General features: G+C 48.1%; 22 protein-coding genes. 5 read left to right on the top strand and 17 right to left on the bottom strand.

Going from position 1 to position 23919, the window contains the following annotated elements; translation table 11 throughout:
- Positions 1 to 65: 65 nt before the first annotated feature.
- On the bottom strand, positions 66 to 1709 hold the full coding sequence (locus P3X63_RS04250; RefSeq protein WP_277692499.1) for a M14 family metallopeptidase: 1644 nt from the start codon (positions 1707 to 1709) through the stop codon (positions 66 to 68).
- 181 nt (positions 1710 to 1890) lie between these two features.
- Entirely contained in the window at positions 1891 to 2688 is a 798-nt protein-coding gene (locus P3X63_RS04245; RefSeq protein ID WP_277692498.1) for an MBL fold metallo-hydrolase, read from the bottom strand.
- A gap of 124 nt (positions 2689 to 2812) precedes the next feature.
- On the opposite strand from P3X63_RS04245, the gene P3X63_RS04240 reads away from it, so the two are divergent.
- On the top strand, positions 2813 to 3595 hold the full coding sequence (locus P3X63_RS04240) for an MBL fold metallo-hydrolase (RefSeq protein ID WP_026589609.1): 783 nt from the start codon (positions 2813 to 2815) through the stop codon (positions 3593 to 3595).
- 6 nt (positions 3596 to 3601) lie between these two features.
- On the opposite strand, the gene P3X63_RS04235 is transcribed toward P3X63_RS04240, so the two are convergent.
- The 3 genes from P3X63_RS04235 to P3X63_RS04225 form a co-directional block, all read right to left on the bottom strand.
- The gene (locus P3X63_RS04235; protein ID WP_277692497.1) at positions 3602 to 4174 is read right to left on the bottom strand and encodes a VanZ family protein; all 573 of its coding nucleotides are present in this window, start codon (positions 4172 to 4174) and stop codon (positions 3602 to 3604) included.
- Between the two features lie 61 nt (positions 4175 to 4235).
- Entirely contained in the window at positions 4236 to 5672 is a 1437-nt protein-coding gene (locus P3X63_RS04230) for an anion permease (RefSeq protein WP_026589611.1), read from the bottom strand.
- Positions 5673 to 5780: 108 nt separating this feature from the next.
- On the bottom strand, positions 5781 to 6128 hold the full coding sequence (locus P3X63_RS04225) for a YflT domain-containing protein (RefSeq protein ID WP_026589612.1): 348 nt from the start codon (positions 6126 to 6128) through the stop codon (positions 5781 to 5783).
- A gap of 184 nt (positions 6129 to 6312) precedes the next feature.
- Between P3X63_RS04225 and P3X63_RS04220 the strand changes: the two genes are divergently transcribed.
- Together P3X63_RS04220 and P3X63_RS04215 are read left to right on the top strand one after the other, a co-directional pair.
- A complete protein-coding gene (locus P3X63_RS04220) occupies positions 6313 to 6675 on the top strand; it encodes a DUF3212 family protein (RefSeq protein WP_026589613.1) in 363 nt (120 codons plus the stop codon).
- Between the two features lie 65 nt (positions 6676 to 6740).
- The gene (locus P3X63_RS04215) at positions 6741 to 7772 is read left to right on the top strand and encodes an NADP-dependent oxidoreductase (protein WP_026589614.1); all 1032 of its coding nucleotides are present in this window, start codon (positions 6741 to 6743) and stop codon (positions 7770 to 7772) included.
- Positions 7773 to 7802: 30 nt separating this feature from the next.
- On the opposite strand, the gene P3X63_RS04210 is transcribed toward P3X63_RS04215, so the two are convergent.
- Entirely contained in the window at positions 7803 to 8933 is a 1131-nt protein-coding gene (locus P3X63_RS04210; protein WP_026589615.1) for a DEAD/DEAH box helicase, read from the bottom strand.
- A 137-nt stretch (positions 8934 to 9070) separates the two neighbouring features.
- On the opposite strand from P3X63_RS04210, the gene P3X63_RS04205 reads away from it, so the two are divergent.
- Positions 9071 to 10627, top strand: a complete 1557-nt coding sequence (locus P3X63_RS04205) for an ABC-F family ATP-binding cassette domain-containing protein (protein WP_026589616.1) — start codon at positions 9071 to 9073, stop codon at positions 10625 to 10627.
- Between the two features lie 126 nt (positions 10628 to 10753).
- Here the strand turns inward: P3X63_RS04205 and P3X63_RS04200 are convergent, their stop codons facing one another.
- Complete coding sequence (locus P3X63_RS04200) at positions 10754 to 11938, bottom strand: MFS transporter (protein WP_026589617.1); 1185 nt, start codon at positions 11936 to 11938, stop codon at positions 10754 to 10756.
- Positions 11939 to 11992: 54 nt separating this feature from the next.
- Positions 11993 to 12415: a MerR family transcriptional regulator gene (locus tag P3X63_RS04195; RefSeq protein ID WP_026589618.1), complete on the bottom strand. Its 423-nt coding sequence runs from the start codon at positions 12413 to 12415 to the stop codon at positions 11993 to 11995.
- 163 nt (positions 12416 to 12578) lie between these two features.
- On the opposite strand from P3X63_RS04195, the gene P3X63_RS04190 reads away from it, so the two are divergent.
- Positions 12579 to 13403: an ion transporter gene (locus P3X63_RS04190; protein ID WP_277692496.1), complete on the top strand. Its 825-nt coding sequence runs from the start codon at positions 12579 to 12581 to the stop codon at positions 13401 to 13403.
- 39 nt (positions 13404 to 13442) lie between these two features.
- On the opposite strand, the gene P3X63_RS04185 is transcribed toward P3X63_RS04190, so the two are convergent.
- The 9 genes from P3X63_RS04185 to P3X63_RS04145 all read right to left on the bottom strand — a co-directional run bounded on the left by P3X63_RS04185 (position 13443) and on the right by P3X63_RS04145 (position 23839).
- The gene (locus P3X63_RS04185; protein ID WP_077735325.1) at positions 13443 to 14639 is read right to left on the bottom strand and encodes a cytochrome P450; all 1197 of its coding nucleotides are present in this window, start codon (positions 14637 to 14639) and stop codon (positions 13443 to 13445) included.
- 19 nt (positions 14640 to 14658) lie between these two features.
- Complete coding sequence (gene bioB / locus P3X63_RS04180) at positions 14659 to 15660, bottom strand: biotin synthase BioB (protein ID WP_026589621.1); 1002 nt, start codon at positions 15658 to 15660, stop codon at positions 14659 to 14661.
- A 15-nt stretch (positions 15661 to 15675) separates the two neighbouring features.
- Positions 15676 to 16365, bottom strand: coding sequence for a dethiobiotin synthase (gene bioD, locus P3X63_RS04175; RefSeq protein ID WP_026589622.1), 690 nt, complete (start codon positions 16363 to 16365; stop codon positions 15676 to 15678).
- The gene (bioF, locus tag P3X63_RS04170; RefSeq protein WP_077735328.1) at positions 16362 to 17498 is read right to left on the bottom strand and encodes an 8-amino-7-oxononanoate synthase; all 1137 of its coding nucleotides are present in this window, start codon (positions 17496 to 17498) and stop codon (positions 16362 to 16364) included. Before bioF ends, bioD begins: the two co-directional genes overlap by 4 nt.
- Positions 17488 to 18834, bottom strand: coding sequence for an adenosylmethionine--8-amino-7-oxononanoate transaminase (bioA, locus tag P3X63_RS04165; protein WP_277692495.1), 1347 nt, complete (start codon positions 18832 to 18834; stop codon positions 17488 to 17490). The genes bioF and bioA overlap by 11 nt, the downstream gene beginning before the upstream one ends.
- Positions 18819 to 19589 (bottom strand): 6-carboxyhexanoate--CoA ligase, encoded by a 771-nt coding sequence (locus P3X63_RS04160; protein WP_026589625.1) that lies wholly within the window; start codon positions 19587 to 19589, stop codon positions 18819 to 18821. Before P3X63_RS04160 ends, bioA begins: the two co-directional genes overlap by 16 nt.
- 192 nt (positions 19590 to 19781) lie before the next feature.
- Entirely contained in the window at positions 19782 to 20990 is a 1209-nt protein-coding gene (locus tag P3X63_RS04155) for a GTP-binding protein (protein WP_026589626.1), read from the bottom strand.
- A gap of 72 nt (positions 20991 to 21062) precedes the next feature.
- Positions 21063 to 22733 carry a nucleoside recognition domain-containing protein gene (locus P3X63_RS04150; protein ID WP_026589627.1) on the bottom strand — a complete coding sequence of 557 codons (1671 nt, stop codon included), beginning with the start codon at positions 22731 to 22733 and terminating at the stop codon, positions 21063 to 21065.
- On the bottom strand, positions 22727 to 23839 hold the full coding sequence (locus P3X63_RS04145) for an NAD(P)/FAD-dependent oxidoreductase (protein ID WP_277692494.1): 1113 nt from the start codon (positions 23837 to 23839) through the stop codon (positions 22727 to 22729). Before P3X63_RS04145 ends, P3X63_RS04150 begins: the two co-directional genes overlap by 7 nt.
- Positions 23840 to 23919: the final 80 nt, after the last annotated feature.

The following is a 23919-nucleotide window of genomic DNA, read 5'->3' as shown; positions in this document are numbered from 1 at the left end:
AACCTTTCTGTATGAAATGACAAAAAACCGCTAAAAAGCATCCGTCAAATGACGGATGCCGCTTTTTATTCTTGAATATGAAGCGTCTTTTGCTCGGACATAAAGCGAAAGATCGGGAGCTCTTTGCCTATTTCAGACGAAATATAGCCTGTGCTGACAAAGCTGTCCACCGATTCAGGCTCAAGCGCGATCGATAAAAGGTTGGTTTGCGGCTGAGCGGTGAAATAGATTTTTGTTCCCTTTGGAAACTCTTTTGTCTTAAGTTTAAGTTTTGTGTCCACTTTTACGACAGGCCGGCCTTCGGATTCCCCCGCCGTTTCCTTGGAGACAACCTGATAAGCTTCGGCGGTGAGCTTTTGCTTAAACTTCAGCGTCACGCCTTTAAGCCCCTGATCTTGCAGTTTCTGATCGATTTCCTCATGCCCCGGCAGAACGAGATAGGCCGTCGGCCGTGTACGCGACAGCGTTGGAACAGATTGGCTGGCGCTGTAATATTGAACTGGCACATCGATGGCTTGTCCTGAGGCGATATCAGCCATTTTGAGCGTATCTGCAAATGGTCCGGCAAATTCGCTTTTGATGACGACCTGATCCTCGTCATTTGCCTTTATCGCTTTTTGGATGAGCCTTCGTTTTTCTGCGGCGACGAGATGCTTGACTTCGGCCGCATGCTTGACCGTCGTATCAATGATGGTCTCATGCGCGGCCACTTGGGCGGCGACTCTGCGTGCGAAATTTTCGCGGCCAATGTCGATTCCCCTGCTTTCAACCAGGAAGGAAAGAGCTGGCTGAAGGGCAAACGCGTTCCGCCCGATTCTCGCCTCTGTACCGCCTTCATAAATCTCTATTTTCCCGGCTTTGCTTTTGCCGGTCGTATAATAGGAATCATTTGAGAACCCTTTTTCATCAAGCTTTTCCTTGACTCCATCCACATAGAGGCTGTCAGCTGCATCCCTCAGCGGTTCCGGGATATTCAGATTTTTCCCTGATAAAATCAAAATATCGTGGTATTTTAACGCCCCTTTGTCACCGATTTGTTGGAATTCGTTTTGTCCGACGCCGTATTCATGAGCGTCAATCGCGACCTCAGGCGAGAATTTCGCGAATTCCTTATGGATGGCGCGCACTTCGGGAGACTCAAGCTTTACATGGTCTCTGTTTCCGTCGATTCCGCTCGACAGCCTCCTGTTAAAGTGATAGGAACCGTCAGGATTCACTCGCGGCACGATGATGACATTGACCTTCTCAAGGACTTGCTCACCGTATGGCCCGGCTAATTTCTCGGCCATTGCCAAAGACGCTTCTCCGGCGGCTGGTTCATTTCCGTGAATCTGCCCCTGAAGCCAAACGGTCGGCTTTTTGGATATCGTGCGAATGCGCTCGTCTTTCGTAAAATAAAGCACCGGAATCTTTCTTTTTTCAATTGAAGAACCGAGATTTTTCATTTTGACATACGGGCTTTTTTTTGTCAGTCTGTGTATAAACTTCATCATTTCTTCCTGTGTCGTAAAGGCTTCCCCTTTTTTCACAAAAGCAGGTGTTTGAAAGGTTTCTTCAGGCTCTGGATACAGTGAAGACAATTGATCTGGCTGAGTGTAGTTTTTTCCGTAGTAAGGGGTTTCGGCGGCATGAACCGCATCGGAGAGCAGCAGTCCGGCAAACAAAATCGTCATCCCCAGAAAAGCTTGCAGACGTTTTGGCATGTTCATCTTTCCTCAGCTCCTTTCCTGAATACCTGCATTATAAATGAAACATGCGCATTTTTTGTCTAAAATTTCAGAAAATGAATCATTTGGTACACATATACAGACGGGACCTTGATGAATTGCGATAAATGAAATGGTCCATTTTTCACTAAAAAACATTCGGCAGAACCGAATGTTTTAGCCTTTACGACTGTGAAGCAGGCAGGTGGTCGGACAGGCTGAAAAGCTCTCGGGAAAAGTCGTCTCCCTTCATCGGTACGCCGTGTCCGGTCAACAGAGACGCCGGTCCGAGATCAGCCAGCTTGCGAATCGAATCGGCCGCTTGCGGCCAATCCATCGTAAAATATGCGGGCGGTCCGTTTAGCTCCTGCTTTTGGATCGCCACCTCAAAAAGGGATTCTTGCTCAACGGTTGTAATGGCATCACCCGCGATCAATGTTCTGTCTGACTGCCGGAAAAGCGAAACATGTCCAGGTGTATGACCTGGTGTCTCCACCCATTTCCATCCGGAAAGGAATGGGACGGAGCCGTCTTCGTCAAGCGGCTTGACATGGGATGAAATATTGATGGAATGCCGTGGAAACAATGGTGAAAGCTTGGCGACCAGCCCGCTTTTTACTTCCGGCTTGGCGGGCGGATAATCCGCTTTTCCCGTTAAATACGGCATTTCTTTCGGATGGGCGTATACGGGAACCGGCCATTTGTCCAACAGCTCTTCCAATGCGCCGACATGATCGAAATGCCCGTGTGTCAGAATGATCGCTTTCAGGCAAAAATCACTCCCAAATCGCTCCTCCGCCTCCTTTAAGATGGACGAAGCAGATTGAGGCATTCCCGCATCGATCAAAATGGCTTCACGCGTATCAGGATCAAAAATAAAATAGACGTTTACAATCTGAACGGTTAACCCGTAAACTCCTTCAGCATACTCCTCTAAAACACCGCTTTTAATCGAAGTCAGCGGCATATAAGGATCACTCATGATTTCACCACGCTTACTGTTCATATAACCATTAGTGTGCGCCTTTTACACCTTAATATGTGCTTTTTCTTTTAGATACCCCATGATACATTTAAAAAAACGATATCCAAAAGGAGGAAAAACGGTGATTGATGATTCATGGTTTACCGTGACAGATCTGGGCGGGGATACATTTGCGATCAGCGAGGACGGCCATTGGGAGCATGTCCATTCCTACTTGCTTCTGGGAGCGGATGAAGCGTATTTAATCGATACAGGCCTTGGCATTTCCAGCATTAAAAAGATAACGGACAAGCTGACAAGCCTGCCCGTCAAAGTAATTACAACCCATGTGCATTGGGACCACATCGGAAGCCACGGGGAATATGACTGCATTTATGTTCATGAAGCCGAGAAGGAATGGCTCACAGACGGAATCAAAGGGCTTCCCATTGAACAGATCCGCCGCGATGTCTCACGTGACATTACAAAACCGGTGCCTGAGACCTTTTCCCCTGAAAGCTATACTCCGTATCAAGGAGAGCCGACAGCCGTTCTAAAAGACGGCGATGTGCTCGGCAGGAGCTCAAGGCCGCTGATCATTTATCATACACCAGGGCATTCTCCAGGGCACATCTCTGTCTTCGATGAAACGACGGGCTTTTTATTCACCGGCGACCTTCTATATTCGGGAGCCCCCGTCTACGCTTTCTATCCAACGACTGATCCCTGCCAGTTGGTTTGCTCTCTTGAAAAAATATCCACCCTCAGGCAGGTCAAGAAAGTATTTGGCGGACACCATCAGCTTGGACTTGCCCCCGATATTTTAAAGGAAGCCGGGCGCGCCGCACATCATCTAAAAAAACACCGTTTGGCCAGGCATGGAACAGGCATTCATGAATTTAAAAGCTTCAGCGTTCAGTTTTAGCTCAAACTAAATATAGAGATTTTTCGCAGGAAGCCTTTTCCCGATGACGCGAAGCATATATGTACAGAGGCAAAAACCGATGACACCGCCAAGCGTGTTCAGGATTAAATCATCAACATTAAACGTTCTCACCGCGATCATTCCCGCCGCTGACAGGACTAGCTGCAGACATTCGATGAAAAAGCTCGTCAAAAACAGCAGGATGGCCGCGCTTTTAATAGATAGATGTCTCCATAAAAGCGAAAGATAAACACCTAAAGGTGCGAGGAGCAATACATTGTAAAACGTGAGGCGGGCGGCATGCCAAAAAAACCAGTCGAATCCGGCCGCCTGATACATTTGAAACAAGTCGCCCACAAAATAAAACGGAATGAGCTGAGCATCGATCGCTGCGAATTCCTGATCAGGAACATGAATTCCGCCCATCGTCAGCTGAAAGACGGCGCACAAGTAAATGAGGAAACTGGCAAAAACGATTTTTCTGAAAAAGCTTGTCCTTTTTCGATTTTTGACAACGTCATACAGAAAGTAGATAAAAGATAAGATGATACCGGGAATCAACAAATCAACAAACAACATACACTACACACCTTTCAAGTTCAAAAACAAAGAAGACAGGATGTCTCCCGTCTTCTTCATTTTACCATATACCCAGCACTTTCCACCATAATCCGCCGACAACGAGCCATGTCACGATATGAACGATCGACAGGATAAAGCCGATGAACCACCATTTTCCTTCCGGTATATAACCGGCTCCGAAAAAAACAGGGGCTGCCCCTGCGCCATAATGCGTCGTACAGCCGAAAAGGTTGCTGAAAAACGCGAGGGTGAGAGCCGATAAGAGCGGCGGCGCACCCGCGGCGACGATGACGGCGAAAAATGCCGAGTACATCGCGCTGATATGGGCTGTAGCGCTGGCAAAGAAATAATGCGAGTAAAAATAGACTAGAATTAAAATCAGGAATGCGCTGATCCAGGAAAAACCGGAAACAAAAGATTTCATCATATCGCTGAACCAGCCGACCATACCCAGCTTGTTCAAAAATGTCGCCAGCATTAACAAAGTCGAAAACCATATGAGCGTATCCCATGCACCCTGCTCTTTTTTAATATCGTCCCAGGTCAAGACCTGGGTCAAAAACAAGACCGACAGCCCGATCAAAGCCGTTGTCGTGGCGTCTATGTGAGCATTGCCTCCAAAGATCCATAAAAAAAGGACAAGGAAAAACACGATGACCATAAACAATTCCGAGCGTTTAAAAGGCCCCATTTCCTTCAGCTTGTCGGTCGCAATCCCAGCCGCATCCGGCGTCTCTTTAATTTCGGGCGGGTACAGTTTGTAGATGACAAGCGGTGTCACGATCAGGCTCACGAGTCCCGGGACAATCGCCGCAACGGCCCAGCTTGTCCAGGTCAAATTGACGCCCGCCACATCGTGAGCAAGCTTGGCGATTAACGGATTCGCCGCCATCGCCGTCAAGAACATCGCTGACGTAATCAAGTTCCCCTGGAAGCCGACATTCAGCAAAAATGCCCCGATTTTACGCTCTGTTCCTTTCCTCGGTGTTGAACCGAACGTCTCGGACAGCGAGTGGATGATCGGAAAAATGATGCCCCCCGCTCTTGCGGTGTTGCTGGGGATCGCGGGAGCGAGAAGCAAATCGCTGAAAAGCAGCGAATACGATAATCCGAGCGTTTTTTTGCCGAAGATCCGCACAAATAAATAGGCGATTCTCGCGCCTAAACCGGTTTTAATAAAGCCCCGTGAAATAAAGAATGCGATCACGATCAGCCATATCGTTTTATTGCCAAACCCGCTGAGCGTGTCTTCAATCGACAGCGTTCCGGTAAGGGCCGTCATCGCCAAAGCGAATATCGCGACTGCCCCCATCGGCAGCGGCTTGGAGATAAAGCCGATAATCGTTGCTACAAAAATAGCGAATAAGTGCCATGCTTTCGGATCCAATCCGCCTGGTGGCGGAATCAGCCAAATGACCGCTCCGGCTAAAATCGTAACGGCAAGAGGAAGGATTTTAACTGCTGGTTTTTGTGCTGTGTCTTTTTCTGTAGCCACAAGTTTCTCCTCCTATTCATATTTTCCGCTTATTATTCTACTCCTTTCACGATACCATTCAAATTTTATTTTATTAAAAAAACTGCCGACTTATGTCGGCAGCCTACGTTACACCCAGGATTTCACTTTGTCATGGTCTGTGACAAACAGGAGCACTTTCCCTTCATCGAGCCGCTTTTCAAACTGCTCGGCCTCCTGCTTTGAAAAGCCGATCTCATGCATTTTATTGCGGAGCTCGTCCCCTTTTTTCTGGAACAGATTGCCGACTGCATTTTTAATCCCCGTCTCCTCTGGTCCGATTGTATTGATCTCCGTGTTGCCTGCGAGTCTTTCCGTCCGGTCGTCGTCATGTGAAAGTACATAAATGTCTTCCCTGGCGACGCCGATCCTTTTGAGCTCCCCAACATCCTTCATAAGCTGTTCATCATTTGTATATTCCCGTACTACCGGTTTCATCCGAATCTCCTCCTTTTTTGATGCTGTATTTGCCAAATACCCGCTGTCATCAGCAGTAAACAAGCCAATGCTCTGCCGTAACAATATTACAATTGTGATACATTTTCAGGATCAGGTTTCGTCGGGCCGCTGTTTCAGGTACATGTTTAAAAAAGGACAAGGCATTCAAGGAGTGATGTTTCGCTTGAATTATTTTTCACAGGAGCAGCAATACAACGCGTGGATCATCAGCGATTTAGCCAAGCAGATTTTTTTAAGCGAAGGGCATCAAGAGACGGATACGCATATCTTTGAAAGCTTTGCGGCCCGCAAGTTCGGCATCAATATTGATTATGTCTTCTCGATCATCATGAATATCGGCGATCCGGAAAACAGAACGGCACACAGTACGGAAGACGTTTTAGCGTCTTATCTTTTTTCACTGCTTCCCTTCATTACAAAAGAAATGATTAAGGCCTCCAGAGAAGATGCCAAGCAATATGTAAAAAACGCCGCGGATTACCACCTTTTTCTTCCGGATTCAGTCCTGCGGCAGTCCTTTTTTTAACCGGGGGATGTTTTGCAATAGCGCAGTTTGGAATGATAAGGTTATGAAGAAAAGGAGGAATCATGATGCTGCAAAAACAAATTGAGCTTGCCAGACGGCCGCAAGGGCTTCCTGTCATCGATGATTTTCGATTTAAAGAAACAGCCATTCCGGAAGCAAAAGACGGGGAAGCGCTTGTCAAAACGCTGTATGTCTCAGTCGATCCCTACATGAGGGGAAGAATGCAGGATGCGAAATCGTATGTAGAGCCCTTTGCCCTTGATGAGGTCATCACCGGAGGCGTGATCGGCGAAGTGATAGCTGCAAAAGGAGACAAGCTGCAAAAGGGAGATGTTGTACTAGGGAATCTGGGCTGGCGGGAATATTCCGCAGTACCGGAAACAAACCTGCGGAAAATCGATCCTTCCCTCGCCCCTGTCACAGCCTATCTTGGCATCCTCGGCATGACAGGTTTGACGGCTTACTTCGGGCTTCTTGACATCGGCCGGCCGCAAGCAGGAGAAACAGTTGTCGTCTCAGGAGCAGCCGGAGCGGTCGGCTCAGCCGTCGGACAAATCGCCAAAATCAAAGGCGCACGGGTCATCGGTATCGCCGGTTCTGATGAAAAGACCGCATATTTGAAAAAACAGCTCGGATTTGATGAAGCGATCAATTATAACACGGCGGAAAACATCGCGTCAGCACTTGAAGAAGCATGCCCGAACGGTGTTGACGTCTACTTTGACAATGTCGGCGGCCGCATTTCAGATGCCGTGCTTACCCTAATCAACAAATTTGCGCGGATCCCGGTCTGCGGAGCGATATCTTCCTACAATGCCGAAAGTGCAAAGGATGACATGGGCCCGCGCGTTCAAACGGCTTTAATTAAAGCAAGCGCCCTGATGAAGGGATTTGTCGTCAATGATTACCGCGAACGTTTTCCGGAAGGCGCCAAACAGTTAGCCGAGTGGCTGAAAAGCGGACAGCTTCAATATGAAGAAACGATTACCGAAGGCTTTGAGCGCATACCAGAAGCATTTTTGGGCTTGTTTAAAGGACATAACCTCGGCAAACAGCTCATTAAAGTCGCCGAACCTGAAATGGCTCAGCTTCAATAAAAAAAGGAGGCTTTTCAAAGCCTCCTTCTGCTATTTTTCAATAATTCGTCCTCTTTCATAGACAATCCGCTGAAGATCGATCCCCAGCTTCTTCGCGAGTTTTTTCAGCCTTTCTTCCTCCACTCGGTTGACGAGGCTGATCACCGTTCCTTCATTTCCGGCCCTGCCCGTTCTCCCCGAACGATGGATATAGCCATCTTCATTGGGCAAATCGGCGTGGATCACAAATGGCAAATCTTGAATATCAATGCCGCGCGCTGCGATGTCCGTCGCCAAAAGCAGCGGAAACTCGCCTGCTTCAAACGCTTCTAGGATCTTGGCCCGTTCGATTTTTTTCGCTTCACTGTGCAGGACGCCGACATCAACATGGTGAAACTTCAATTTTTCGGCGTAAACGTTTAAATTGCCGATGTCCTTCACAAAAACGAGCGCCTGAAAACCGCTGAACCTTGAGAACTTCTGCAACATCTTAATTTTATCCCGCTGATCGCAGACGAGAAATTGGTGTTTGACTTTTGCGGATTCCTCGCTTGTTCTTTTGATTCTGAAAAGCTCCGCATCCTTTGTCATATCACGGAGCTCCCGTTCAGCGTCTTGTTTTAAAGTCGCGGAAAAACAGAGGATTTGCCGGTCGCGGAGCGTCGACTTGATGATGTTTGCAATCGTGCCGCGATGCTCCGGGGTGAGCAGGTGGTCTGTTTCATCAAGGACGATCGTTTTCACCTCATGCATTTTCAGCTTCTTCATTTTAATGAGCTCAAACACCCGTCCCGGTGTGCCCGCAATAATGTGCGGATGTTTTTTCAGCTTTTCCTGCTGTTTTTTGATGTTGGCTCCCCCGATAAGAGAAGCAGCTCTGATATCCGAGCCCTTCTTCCATTCTGTGATCACATCAAAAATCTGCATGACAAGCTCGCGGGAAGGGGCGAGGATCACAGCCTGGACGTGTTTTTGATCCGCCTCAAGCTTTTCTAAAAGCGGCAGGACGTAAGCGAGTGTTTTTCCCGTTCCCGTCGGTGATTCGGCGATCACGTCACGCCCCTCTAAAATCGGTGCGGCGGTGGTTTTTTGCACATTCGTCGGTTCGTGAAAACCTGCCGCCTTCCAATTTTCTTGAATAAACGGTTTTGCTTTATTTAAAAATGGCCATCTTTCCGTCATGTTTATCTCCTTTGTCCTCAGGTTGTTTCTGCTCTTAGTATCTCAAAACAGAGACGGCAGCGCAATTTTTCTTTTATTGTCCCCCAATGGTTCGATATAATCTTATAGAATACAGATTACAACTTGAGGTGCAAAACATGAGTTTACTTACAGTCACAAAGCTGAGCCACGGTTTTGGCGACCGGGCGATCTTTCAAGATATCTCCTTTCGCCTGCTCAAGGGCGAACACGTCGGTCTCATCGGGGCAAACGGTGAAGGAAAATCGACCTTCATGAATATCATTACTGGAAAGCTTGAACCTGATGAAGGCAAAGTCGAATGGTCAAAAAAAGTCCGGGTCGGCTACCTTGACCAGCATACGGTGCTGGAGCGCGGACAAACGATCCGCGATGTGCTGAGAAACGCCTTTCACTATTTATTCGAGATGGAAGAAGAAATGAACGCCATCTACGGGAAAATGGGAGAGGCTGATCCCGATGAGCTTGAGAAGCTGCTTGAAGAAGTCGGCACGATCCAGGACGCGCTCGACAACAACGATTTTTACGCGATAGATGCTAAAGTCGAAGAAATCGCCCGCGGTCTCGGGCTTCAAGACCTCGGTCTTGACAGGGATGTCACAGATTTAAGCGGAGGACAGCGGACAAAGGTGCTGCTTGCCAAACTGCTGCTTGAAAAGCCCGACATCCTTCTCTTGGACGAACCGACAAACTACCTGGATGAGCAGCACATCGAATGGCTCAAGCGGTATTTGCAGGAATACGATAACGCGTTTATTCTGATTTCGCACGACATCCCGTTCTTAAACAGCGTTATCAATCTCATCTATCATGTGGAAAATCAACAGCTGACACGCTACGCCGGCGACTACAATCAATTCCGTGAAGTGTATGAGGTCAAAAAGCAGCAGCTTGAAGCCGCCTACAAAAAACAACAGCAGGAAATCTCCGAGCTGAAAGACTTCGTCGCCCGCAATAAAGCGCGCGTCAGCACGCGCAATATGGCGATGTCCAGACAAAAAAAGCTCGACAAAATGGACATGATCGAGCTCCCTTCAGAAAAGCCGAAGCCGGAATTTCACTTTAAACAGGCGCGGACATCCGGAAAGCTGATTTTCGAAACGAAAGATCTCGTCATCGGCTATGACGAACCGCTATCCAGACCGTTAAACTTGAGAATGGAGCGCGGGCAAAAAATCGCTTTGTACGGGGCGAACGGCATCGGAAAAACGACGCTCCTGAAGAGCCTGCTCGGCGAAATTTCGCCGCTGTCGGGTGAAGTCGAACGCGGGGAATACCTTCATATCGGCTATTTCGAACAGGAAGTCAAAGAAAAAAACAACAACACATGTATTGAAGAGGTGTGGAACGACTTTCCTTCCTTCACACAATATGAAATCCGGGCAGCGCTTGCGAAATGCGGACTGACGACAAAGCATATTGAAAGCAAGGTGTCCGTGTTAAGCGGCGGCGAAAAGGCGAAAGTCAGACTGTGCAAGCTCATCAATTCGGAAACGAATCTGCTCGTTCTCGATGAGCCGACAAACCATCTCGATGTGGAGGCAAAAGAAGAGCTGAAAAGGGCCTTGAAAGAATACAAAGGCTCAGTCCTTCTCATCTCCCACGAACCGGAATTTTACACCGAGATCGCAACAGAAACATGGAACTGTGAATCTTGGACCACGAAGGTATTATAAACAAAAAAACTTGTTTCCTTTGCAGGGAAACAAGTTTTTTTAGTAAGCCGATCATCGGGGTGAACGTTCACAGGATGTATAGACGGCGACCGCCGGCCCGTCAGCAAATGCAAGGATGATTTTCTTTTAATGACCTGCTCTAATCCCGGCCAAATGACGGCGGCCGAAGGCTAAGACGGCTACCCCGGCAAGAACTGCGATACATCCGGCAACATACGGTGTATGCGCGCTGAAATGATCGGCGAGAACTCCCGCGATCCATGGCGCGATCGCTCCGCCGATAAAACGGATTGAGCTGTAAGCACTTGAAGCGACTGACCGTTCGACAGGCGCCGCATTCATGACCGCGGTGGTCAAAATCGTGTTGATCATGCCCAAAATGCCGCCGGCAATGACAATCGCTGTGATGACAAAAGTCTTGTGCTCCGTCCAAATGCCGAGCGCCAATAAATCAGCGGCAAACAGCACAAACAGCAGGATCAAAGAACGGACGGTTCCAAGGACGCGCTGCACAGCCGGAGCGGTGAAAACGGATGTGACCGCAAGAAACAGTCCCCAGCCGAAAAAGACATAGCCGAGGCCCCTTTCATTCAAATCAAGTACGAATGGAGAATAGGCAAGCAAAGTAAAAAAGCCGAAGTTATACAAAAAGGCAGCCGCAGACAGCGTGAATAACCCTTTATAACGCAGCGCCCTGATCGGAGCGCTGACAGAAACTTTCTTTTGCGGCTTTGCAATCGGCGGCAGCAAAATGAAGATGGCCAGCAGCGCGACCGCCATTAAAACAGATACGCCGAAAAACGGCGCTCTCCATGAGATGCTTCCAAGCTCACCGCCGGCCAGAGGACCGACGGAAATCCCCAGTCCTAAAGCCGCTTCATATAAAATGATCGCTTTTGCGCTTCCGCCTGACGCCACACTCACGATGACGGCAAGAGCGGTTGAGATAAACAAAGCGTTTCCAAGTCCCCAGCCGCCCCGAAAGCCGACAAGCTGGGCGATGGATTGAGAAAATCCGCCGAGCCCTGCGAAAATAATAATCAGAATAAGACCGCAAATGAGTGTCTGCTTAGCGCCAATCCGGCTTGAGATAGCCCCTGACAAAAGCATCGCAAAACCTGTGACAAGCAGATAGCTTGTAAATAACAGCGATACCTGACTGGGGGACGCATCCAGCTGCCGGGCAATCGCCGGCAGGATCGGGTCGACCAGACCGATCCCCATAAATGAGATCACACATGCAAATGCTACGGCCCAAACTGCTTTCGGCTGCTTCAACATGCTTGATTTCTTCGATGGTTGTTCATTCATAACAGATCAGACCTTTCTTTTTTGCAAATAAACAAACGCTATAAAAATAGCGTTTTAATCAATGTTATCCAGCGCTTTCCGGGCTTTCTCGTTCATGCCCTCAAGGCGCTTCTTGAATGATTGGAATTTTTCAATCTTTTCATCTATCATCCGGAGCTGTTCATTCAGCATCGCTTGAATGTCTTCAAGCTTTTCCTTTCGCTCCTTTTGGTCCAATGATAAAAGATACCCTTCTTTATGCATTTCAAGATGCTTGCTCGTTTCCATAAACTGCTGAAGTTCATGGAGAGAAAACCCCAACACTTCCTTGGCGCTGATGACCTTTTCCAGCTCTTCCAAGTCGTCTTCGGAATATAGCCGGACACCGCCTTCCGTCCGCTTTGGAGAAGAAAGCAAACCGATTTCTTCATAAAAGCGGATCGTTCTTTTGGTCAAGCCGCTTCGTTTTGCCATTTGATCAATCTTCATCCAGTTCACGTCCACAGCCTCCTGCCTTCTTACTGATTGTTATATGATATCACTCTTAAACTTTAACGTAAACGTTAAGTGTTGATCAACAAAAAAGAACTGACTTGACATTCGCCAGTCCATGTAACGTATCATAGAAATGGAAAACAAAACGGGAGGACAAAAAAACAAGGTGAATACTCATCAACATTCATTTAAAACAAAAGTTTCCACATTCGTCGAAAGCCGGATGTTTCAGTATTTTATTACGGCCGTTATTATTCTGAATGCCATTTCCATAGGTTTGGAAACCTATGCTTTTTTTAAGCCGTATCAACACATATTTTTTATATTAGACTGCCTGTTTTTAGCGATTTTCGCGGTGGAGCTGTCTCTTAAACTATCGGTGCAAAAACACCATTTCTTTAAAAACAATTGGAACATATTTGATTTTATTATCATCGCCGGCAGTTTCATTCTCTACAACACGAATTTCGTCAGCGTCCTTCGGATTTTCCGCGTGCTCCGGGTGCTTAGGACGATCACATCCATCCCGTCTTTAAGGCGGATCGTCAATGCGCTGTTTATGGCGATTCCGACCATCAGCAGCGTCCTGATTTTGATGATGATCATTTTCTATGTCTATGCCGTCATCGGGACGATGTTCTTTTCAACGATTGCGCCGGAATATTTCGGAAACCTGCAGCTCAGTTTTCTGACGCTGTTCCAAACGTTCACGCTCGAATCATGGGCGAGCGGAATCTTCAGGCCGATCTTCGCCGAAAGCGCCTGGTCCTGGCTGTATTTCGTCTCATTTATCGTCATTACGACCTTTATCATGATCAACCTGATCGTCGGTGAAATCGTCAATAACGCGCAAAAAATTTCTCAGGAAATTGAAGAAGAAACAGGAGATTTAAAGGAAGATACGAAAGAAATAAAAGAATTGCGGGCGGAAGTCAAAGAATTAAAGATGCTTTTATCAACCTATATCAAACAAAATGAAACGAAAGAATAAAAGAGCCGGTGTCTAAAAACCGGCCCTTTTTTGATCGGCTCACCTAAAGGCGACAGGCAGCTCGGCCAACGCTCTAAAACCGAATAACTTGCGGTAGCAAACATCTGATGCAGCCAGACGGAGTCCTGGCGCCCGCTCTAAAAGCGCAAGGATGGCCATTTGCGCTTCAAGCCGCGCCAATGAAGACCCTAAGCAAACATGAGGACCATGGCCAAATGCAAGGTGCGGATTCGGCTTTCTCGTGATGTCGAAAACATGAGGCTCCTTGAAAATGTCCGGATCGCGGTTGGCAGCACCTAAAAGGACGTATACCTGTTCATTCTTTTTGATCATCTTGCCGCTGATTTCACAATCCTCGGAAGCTGTGCGCGCCGTCATCTGTGTCGGACTTTCATAGCGCAAACACTCTTCAACTGCAGACTCAATAAGCAGCGGATTTTCCTTCAATACGGCAAGCTGTTCCGGATGCTTCATGAATGCAAGCAATCCATTGCTGACAAGGTTGACTGTCGTCTCATGTCCGGCAATGATAAGCAATATACATGTCGCAAGCATTTCATCTTCTGAGAGCTTTTCCTCACTGATGAATTTGCTGATCAAGTCGTTTTGCGGATGAGCTTTTCGCTTTTGCAGCAAATCTCTAAAATATGATATTAATTTCCCCGCCGTATCGCTTCCTTTGACCAGCGCCTGGCGCGAACGGGTCAAATCAATCGTCTGTATGACATTTGCCGTCCACTGTCTAAATTGATGCCTTTCATCTTCCGGGACACCAAGTATTTTGGCAATGACAAGACTAGCCAAAGGAAAGGCAAACTCGGAAACAATATCCGCGCTTTTCCTGCCATCGAGCTGATCCAGCAGACCAGCAGCTGCTGCTTTTATATCAGGCCGTAAGGATTCAACGATTTTCGGTGTGAACTCTTTTCCAATGAGCGCCCGCATTCGCTTATGGCCGGATTGGTTTTGATACAGCAGCATATTCCCCTGTAAGTTTTTCAGATATTCATATTTTGCTGTCGTTTCCGGAAGAGGAACGCGGTTTTGAAATCTGACGTCCTTCAAAATCGCTGCTGCTGCTTCATATCCGGTCACATACCAGCCCGGATATTTGAATACCGTTCCTTGATAAACAGGATGAACAGACCGCAGCTTCTCATAAAAAGGATAAGGATCTCTCCAAAATTCAGCATCTGAAAGCAAACTAGGCTTTGCCGGATGTAATTCTAACGCCATGTCAATCCTCCGTATCGTTTTATTGTTGAAGGCTGGCTTTCATTTCTTCAACCGTTTCGACTTCAAATCCCAAATCACGCAGCATCTGATGGTCTTCTGTTTCAAGCTGTCCTGCCGTTGTTAAGTAATCTCCGACGAAAATCGAGTTGGCGGCATACAGCCCGAGCGGCTGCAATGAGCGGAGATTGACTTCGCGCCCGCCGGAAATGCGGATTTCCTTTGACGGATTGATAAAGCGGAACAAAGCCAGCACTTTTAAACAGTACAGCGGGTTCAATTCATTGACCCCTTCCAACGGTGTGCCGTCAATCGCATGCAAGAAATTGACCGGGATCGAATCGGCATCAAGCGCTTTTAAGCTTCTTGCCATATCGATGACATCTTGCTTCGTCTCTTTCATGCCGACAATGACACCCGAACACGGCGACATCCCGGATTGTTTGGCCGTCTCCACTGTTTGGACTCTGTCATCATACGTATGTGAAGTCGTAATATTGGAATGGTTGCTCTTTGATGTATTGATGTTGTGATTGTACCTGTCAACACCCGCCTCTTTCAGCCGATGAGCCTGCTCCGGTTTTAACAGGCCGAGGCATGCGCAGATTTTCAGCCCGTACGTATCTTTGATTTCTTTTACAGCATCGACAACTTGATCGACTTCCCGGTTTGACGGGCCTCTGCCGCTGGCCACGATGCAGTAAGTGCCGATATTTAAATCGCGGGCGCGCTTGGCGCCTTCAAGCAATGTCCTTTTGTCCACCATCCGGTACGAATCGATCGGCGCCTTCGATATGGCGGACTGAGAACAGTAGCCGCAGTTTTCCGGGCAAAGGCCGGACTTTGCATTCATAATCATGTTGAGCTTTACTTTTTTCCCGTAGTAATGCTTTCTAATTTGAAAGGCAGCATGCATCAAAAGCAGAACTTCATCATCCGGACACTCCAAAACGGCAAGCGCCTCTTCGTCTGTGACTTCCGCTCCCCCCAACACACTCTCTGCCAGGTCCATCCATTGATTCATCTTTTTTGCCCCCATTTACATTTGATTCATGATATAGGAAACATCGACATGGTCCTTTATCATGTTTTGCATGTTTTCCGCTGTTAGATGTTCAAGCTTCGGTGTCACGCCTAACACCGGCACTTCACATAATGTTTCAATCATCTCCGGGTTGGTTTGTTCATCACGGCCCGGCCGCACGCTGATGCCATTGATCACGATGCCGATCAAACGAATGCCGATGCTTTTGGCGTATTGTACGGTCAAATACGTGTGATTAATCGTTCCGAGGTCAGGCCTTGCGACAATGACAGCCGGCAGCTGCAAAGCCTTTATCAAATGGCTGACCAAATAATCCTTTCCAAGCGGCACCGCGATTCCGCCTGCTCCCTCGACAATGAAGCAGTCATGCCGATCCTTGATCTTTTTCCAATGGTTCATGACCTCCTCCATCCCGGCCGTCTTTCCTTCAAGCTTTGACGCAACATATGGAGCTAGCGGTTCTTGATATGCAAAAGGAGAAATGTCCTCATGAGAAAGAGCGGTTTGCGACATTTTCTTCAACAGCGATGTATCGCTATCCGGGTGTGTGCGCGAAATTCCGCTTAAAAAAGGCTTAAACACGCCGACATCGATGTTTTGTTCTTTTAATACAGCGGCAAGGCCGCAGGAGATGACGGTTTTCCCGATTTCCGTATCCGTTCCTGTTACAAAAAAACCTTTCATTTCACCATGTTCAACTCTCTTCCGATTAGATTAAACGCAACTAACAGATCGTCGATTTCTTTTAAGCTGATGCCGGCGGAGACGGTCAGCCTGATCCGGCTTTCTCCTTCCCGTACCGTCGGCGGACGGATGGCCGGTGCATAAATGCCCTTTTTCTGAAGACCTTGTGCAAATCGCACGGCTTGCTGCGTGTCCCCGATGATCACAGGGATGATCGGTGTCTCTCCCCCCTTGACGGTAAAGCCGATTTTCTCAAGACCTTCCTTAACGGCTTTGACCGATGACTGTAATGACAGGCGTTGTTCTTGGCTTTCTTCGATGATCGCAAAGGCCTCGCACGCAGCGGCACAGCTCGCCGGTGGTATGGCCGTCTGGAAGATAAATGTTCTGGCATGATTCCGCAAAAAATCGATCAACGCGTGCGAACCTGCGGCAAAGCCGCCTTCTATGCCGACAGCTTTGCTTAAGGTGCCGATCACAACATCAGGACGGACGCCGAAGTATTCGCTTGTTCCCCTGCCGTTCGCACCCAAAATGCCTGTTGCGTGCGCATCATCAACAATGACGAAGGCCTGGTAGCGTTTGGCAAGCGGGATAATCTGATCAAGCGGCGCGATCGTTCCATCCATGCTAAAAACGCCGTCTGTGACAATAAAGCGCCGCTTACCGCCAAATGTTGCAGAAAGCTTATCTTCAAGATCATTCATATCCATATGGCGGTAAATGACGGTGTCGGCTTTTGAAAGGCGGCATCCGTCAATAATACTGGCATGATTCAATTGATCGCTGAAGATGATATCCCCTTTTTCAGGCAGCGAAGACAGCACACCGATATTGGCTAAATACCCGCTTGAAAACAAAAGAGCCGCTTCCGTCTCCTTAAAATCCGCGATCTTCCGCTCAAGCCTTTCATGCCAGCAGGTATTGCCTGTCGTCAGCCGTGAACCGCTGCTGCCTGCCCCGGCTTGATCCAGCGCCATTTTGGCCGCCGCGATCAAACGGTGATCATCGCCCAGTCGCAAATAATCATTTGAAGCCCAGACCTTGTCGGCATCAGGCGTCCGCAATCTTCGGTAAAGACCGGCCGCTTTCGTTTTCTCAAGGCGTTCGTACAGCCAGTCGTCAAACGACACGGCTTGTCACCTCATGAATCGCTTCCTTCATAATGGCAACCATTGCTGCAAGCTCATCCGTTGTGCTGGCGAGCGGCGGCAGAAATGCGACAACATCCCCGAGCGGTCTCGTCAGCATGCCAAGCTCCCGCATTTTTAAAGAGACTTGGTATCCAACGCGCTGTTCAGGCGGATAAGCTTGTTTCGTTTCCTTTGACTGGACAAGCTCTATTCCGCACATCAATCCGAGCTGCCGGATGTCTCCGACATGAGGAAGGGATTTCAGGTCTTGAAGAAGAGCATGCACGACTTTCGATTTGGCGGCGACCTGTTCTACGATTCTTTCAGTTTCAAACAGACGCAGGTTTTCGATCGCAACCGCACACCCAAGCTGATTCCCTGTATAGGAGTGGCCGTGGAAAAACGTTTTCAGATTTTCATAATCGTCATAGAATGCGTCGTAAATCTCTTCTGTGGCAAATGTGACGGCAATCGGCAAATAGCCTCCGGTAATTCCTTTTCCCGCCGCCATTAGGTCAGGCTGCACAGCTTCGTGTTCACAAGCAAACATTTTTCCGGTCCGCCCAAACCCTGTCGCCACTTCATCAACGATCATGAACACATCGTATTTCGTGCAAAGCGCTCGAACGCCCGCTAAATATCCTTCTGGCATGACAATCATGCCTGATGCGCCTTGAACCATCGACTCGATCGAAAGGGCGGCGATCTCTTCGTGATGCTCCATCAAAAGCTTTTCCAGTTCTTCCAGGCATTCATCGCGGCACTGGTCCGGGTCGCCGCTCGTGGACCGGTATACATAAGGAACCCTTGCTTTGAAGCTGTCAAACATGAGCGGACCGTATACATGGTGGAAAAGCTCGATGGAACCGACGCTGACGGCGCCGATCGTATCGCCGTGATAGCCGTTTCGCATCGTGACGAATTTTTGCTTCTCGGGCTTCCCTTTATTCTTCCAATACTGAAAGGCCATTTTCAGCGCGATCTCCATCGCTTCAGCTCCGCTGTCGGAATAAAAAACGCGGGTCAGATTGTCAGGTGTGATCTTGATTAATATTTCGGCAAGCTCTGTCGCTGGAACATTTGTCATCCCCAGCAATGTGGAGTGAGCGATTTTTTTCAGTTGTTTTTTAATCGCCTCATCCAATTCCTTTTTGCGATGGCCGTGTACATTGAGCCACACTGAAGAAAAGCCGTCGTAATATTCTTTGCCATTTATGTCCTTTAGCTTAATTCCGTCTCCGCTTTCAATGATTAATGGATCTTGATCATAATCCTTCATTTGTGTAAAAGGCAGCCAAAGATGTTTTTTGCTTTTTTCAATTAACGATTGCCCCATTTTTCTCCCCCCGTCTGAATCAATACCGGCTGGTTTTCCAAGTAATCGATACAATTCTCTGCATTGATGAATCCGCGAACAAAAAATATTCGGCAGCCGCTTTCGTCTCCGTATTCTTTCATTTTCGTCATCCGCCGATAGCCCAGTTTTCGTGAAGCGACATAGCCGGTTATGTAATCGGGATCATCAGACCAGCATAATTCTGCGATGATATCCGGGTGTGCGCATACTTTTGCCGCTATCGCGAGCGCCTCCTTCAAGCGCGGATTCAGCGGCATGTCGCGCTCTCTGGCCCACTTTTGAAAGTCGTCTTCAGGCCAGTCGATCCGGGAAACCCGGACACCTTTTTCATGCCTCCCATCGATTCGCTCCCCTGCATCGATGTCAAACAAGACCGCTCCCCTCAGAGCGATGTCCTGAAGCGCTTTTTCAAACATGCTTGCTGGAACGCCCGCTTTTTGAAGAAGCGCCCGCGCGAGGGCCCGGCCGTTTTCTGCTGCATCAACTTCATGTGTTTCAACCGGCAAAGGCTGAATCAAGCTTACCGGTTCGTCAACACATTCAAACTGGATTTGCATAAAATCCGGTTCCCCTCTTGAATGGGATAAGGCTTTATCCAATAAGGTGTGGACGGCTCCCTTCAAACCGCTGAAGGATGTCAGGCGCTCTCCCCCGGATATATGCTTTCCGCCCTGTTCATGAGGTCCGTTTTTGGATGCTCTCATTCTGACGCTGTAATATTTGTCCCCCTGCATTGTTTCATCCCCCCTTTGAAACCGGACGCGAATATGTTAACTTAAATTAATTTTAAGTTAACATTACAAGTAGAATATTAGTATTCCTTACCTGATATGTCAACACGATGTGAAATTGCTCATACACAAAAAAAGACAAAAGGGAGCTTAAAAGGCTCCTCTTTTGCCTTATTGAAAGACGATTTGCTGTTGTTATGCCTGCCCTGCAGTTTCAATCTGCCAATCAAACGGGTCGGGCAGAAGCGACCAATCATCCGCCATTTCGGAATCTGTGAGCAGGCATCGATCCGCTTCGGCTGAAATCTCGTCAGGCGAAAGGTTGAGTCCGATAAAGACGAGCCTTGTATGGCGGTCGCCGAACTCGGGATCCCATTCCTCTAAAACCTCAGGCTCATCCCGCAATATTTGTTCCTGCTTATGCTTCGGCAAGGCTGCGACCCAATATGAGATCGGCTCAAGACTTGCGGAAGGACCCGCCTGGGACATCAATAAGGCAAGACTGTTCCTTGTCGCACACCAGACGATTCCTTTCGCCCTGACAATGTTTTCCGGAAGGGTATGAATCCAATTATAGAACCGCTCTGTATGAAAAGGACGGCGCGCTTCATACACAAAGGACGATATCCCGTATTCTTCAGTTTCAGGCGTATGCTGCTCCGGCCCCTGATTTAACTCCCTCAGCCAGCCCGCCGAATTGCTTGCCTTTTCAAAGTCGAACAATCCTGTATTCAAAATCTCTCCAGGATCTACTTCACCCTTTACCGCGCGGATGATTTTCGCAGCCGGCTGCAAGGTTCTCAGCACTTTTTCAAGCTTAGCCAGCTCCTCTTGGGAAACAAGGTCGCATTTATTCAAAATCAGGACATCGCAAAATTCGATTTGGTCAATAAGCAGATCGGCAATCTCGCGTTCATCCTCTTCCCCGACGGCTTCTTTTCGATCGAGCAGGCTGTCTCCGGACTGAAAGTCATGCCAAAAACGATTCGCGTCAACAACCGTCACCATCGTATCCAGACGGCAAAAACGGGTCAAATCGATGCCAAGCTCTTCATCAATGTAGGAAAAGGTTTGCGCAACCGGAACCGGTTCGCTGATCCCTGTTGACTCGATCACGATGTAATCGACGTTCCCCTGCCGGGCGAGCTTTTCAACCTCTATCAGCAAATCCTCCCTCAATGTGCAGCAAATGCAGCCGTTTGACATTTCGACCAGTTTTTCATCCGTCCTTGAAAGCCCGCCGCCCTGTTTGACGAGTCCGGCGTCGATGTTCACTTCACTCATGTCATTGACGATCACGGCGACTTTCAGCCCGTGGCGGTTTTGCAGTATGTAATTCAGCAAAGTCGTTTTGCCCGCCCCTAAATAGCCGCTCAACACTGTTACAGGAATTTTTTTACTCATTTTCATTCTCCTTTTTATCACTTTGTTAAATCGTAATAATTACGATTTGTATTTTATTTCATCACAAATCAGTTAAAAATGCAAAGGCACCAGTTTTAAAACAGCCCAAAACAATGCGGCCGACGCGGCAGAGGTGATCATTTGCCTTCCGATGAGACCGGCCGCCGTTCTCATCCCCAATTCTTTCGCGATCGTCCACACCGTCACCATGCAGGAAGAAAAAGTGGACGCCAGGTACACCAATAAAAAAAGCGTCCCTCCGGATAAAGCTTGCAAAAGAGCACCGTTTCCTTCATTAAAAAGGAGAATGCCGTCTTTCCTGATGATTGAAAAAACCAGTCCAGATGCGGCTTCACCAGGAGCGCCGAACGCGTGTAAAACAGGTGATGCAAGCAGTGTTAACAAGTGAATCACACCAAGCTCATGTAACATCGACGCGGCAAGGCAAATGATGAGAAAGATCGGCATTGCCTGCAGAATAAATTGATTCACCACCGATTTCACTCGAAATGCGGTTCCTTTCCACGATGGACGCTGCAAATAAGTTTTCCGGCTTTGAAAATAGGAAGACCATTTCTCATCCGCCGGATACCAAATCCGATTATGAACGGCCCCGACAATGACCAGCGCCGCAAGATACGGAATAAACAGCCATTCCCTGCCGGCGGCATGAAAAATAGAAATCGTCGCCCCGATTTGATAACTGCAGGCCGATCCAAATGATATCAATGAGACGCATTGCTTCCGCGTACACATGCTGCATGAGCGGGTCTGATGAACAGCCACGACATTGCAGCCAAACCCGGTTAAAAACGGCACTAAATCCCGGCCATTCAGTCCGATTTTTCTCATATACGGATCAAGTGAATCAACAATCCGATCCTTAACACCCGAATCATCTGTCAGCGCATTTGCAAAAGACATAAACAGCACGACCGGAAACGCCCAAACGAACGAATAGATGCCAAGGGAAAAAAGCCCGTAATTCCCGGCCAAAACCGCCCGAATCCATGACGGCTTTCCCTGCATCATGTGTTGAAGCGGTTCGACGACCCATTGATCCGCGTATGGCTGCATCCATTCGGAAACATGGTAAGCGAGCATCACCGGCAAGATAAACAACAGCCCCAGCACAGAAGCCGAAAGAATCGGACCCCATATCGGCCGGTCAAACAGCAGCTTTTGATCAGCAGTACGGCCAAGCTCGATCTGTTCGATCTGCTTCCGTTTCCCATGATGGAAGACAGCGCCTTTTTTTAAAAAAGCGAAGATTTTCTCTTTTTTATCTTCAGTCAGACGTCGCGAGTCGATAAGAAAGACAGGCAGATCATGTTTTTTCACTTGCTCAGAAAGCTTGTGCCGCATGTCCGCCGTCATCTTATCTTGAAATGTCACGATAAAACAGACATGTTGACAAACGGGCGGAATCAGCTCAAGGATCAGGCGAAGCTCTTCAGAAAAATGTGTCCCCCGCAAAACGGCCACCACCTTATCGGCCGTTTCAATTTCGTTCTTGACCGTCTTTTTCGCGATGTTGTCTTCCTCGCGAATGCCCGGCATATCAACAACCGTCCAGCCTGGAAGGCGCTTTCCCTCCCGTTCTGCCGCAAAAATCGTCGACCCCCTTACATTCGTTTCCTCTCCATACCCTTGACCTGTGATCGCGGAACATAATGTCGTTTTCCCGACCGACTCCAATCCAATCAATAATAGACGCTTGTGCTGCTTCGGTTTGATTAGCATTCACACTCTACCTCACAGCAGCTCAAATCATCGAGAAACATTTGATTGTTCCTGTATTCGGCCAACACGTCCTCATCAAGGGCAAAATCCCATTTTTTCAGTAAGTGCTCAGCAATAACGGCAAACCTTTGTCGGAATTTATAAATAAAACAAAAGACGGCGTTTTGATGCCTGACACTCGGTCCGATCAAATAAAGATGTTCCGTTTTTGTCGACATATCCTCTTTTGTTAAAAGCGGCTTGCCGTCTTCCCCCCACGCAAACAAACGGCTGATCTGCTCTGCTCCCGAATGAAAGCCGGTCGCCACAATCGGCCGTGTTTCAGAGCGGATTCTCCTTCCATCTGACAAGTGCAGATCATAGGCTGCTCCATTTGTCGTCAGTTTTCTGACACTGACATGTTCTAAAAATTGGACGTTTCCTTTTTCATACGCCTGTTCAAGACGTTCCCGGGTGTATGGCGAAAGCGACCGGCTCGGATCGGCCTCAGCGTTTTCCTGAAGGGCATTCGGCATGACGACCGTTACATCGCTTCCATATGACGCCAGCTGCTCCGCCGCATCCATCGCGCTTTCATAGCCGCCGATCACATAATAATGGCCTTTTTTCAATTGCCGCCATGCAGCCACTTTGCTGTTATGCAGCCCCAGCTCAGCTCCAGTGAAAGGGAGCTTTGGAAACTGGAATTCTCCGGTTCCCCAGATGACGGCCTTTGACTTGATGATGCCGTGATTCGTTTCTATTGAAAAACCGTCGTCATGTTTATGCAGCTTATGTACAGCCGTACCTTCTGCCAGAGGCAGCTCGAAATGCTCGGCTAAAAGCGCCAAATATTCCCCATACTCCTGCCCGCTCAAATGCTCTCGCTGAAATGTAAAAGCGGGAGATGTTCCCGGGGCTACAGCATTCAGATCTAAAGCGCCGAAACCTTGGCCTGTGAAGGATGGTGTGATCAGCTTCATTTCTTCAGGCCATTGCCAAAATGATGCTCCTACACGTCCTTTATCTAAAATCACGAACGATTCAAAACCGAGTTTTTTCAGAAGGATTCCCATTCCAATACCAGCGGGTCCTGCCCCGACAATGACGATTTCGTTATTTTCCATGACAATCACTCCTTAAACGAAATCATTACGATTTAAAAGATATGTTTCACAACGTGAACCACTTGATTTTATCACATCAT

Source organism: Bacillus sp. HSf4 (assembly GCF_029537375.1).
GTDB lineage: Bacteria > Bacillota > Bacilli > Bacillales > Bacillaceae > Bacillus > Bacillus sonorensis_A.
The sequence above is the reverse complement of the archived record's forward strand: the minus strand, read 5'-3'. Positions and strand labels throughout refer to the sequence as shown.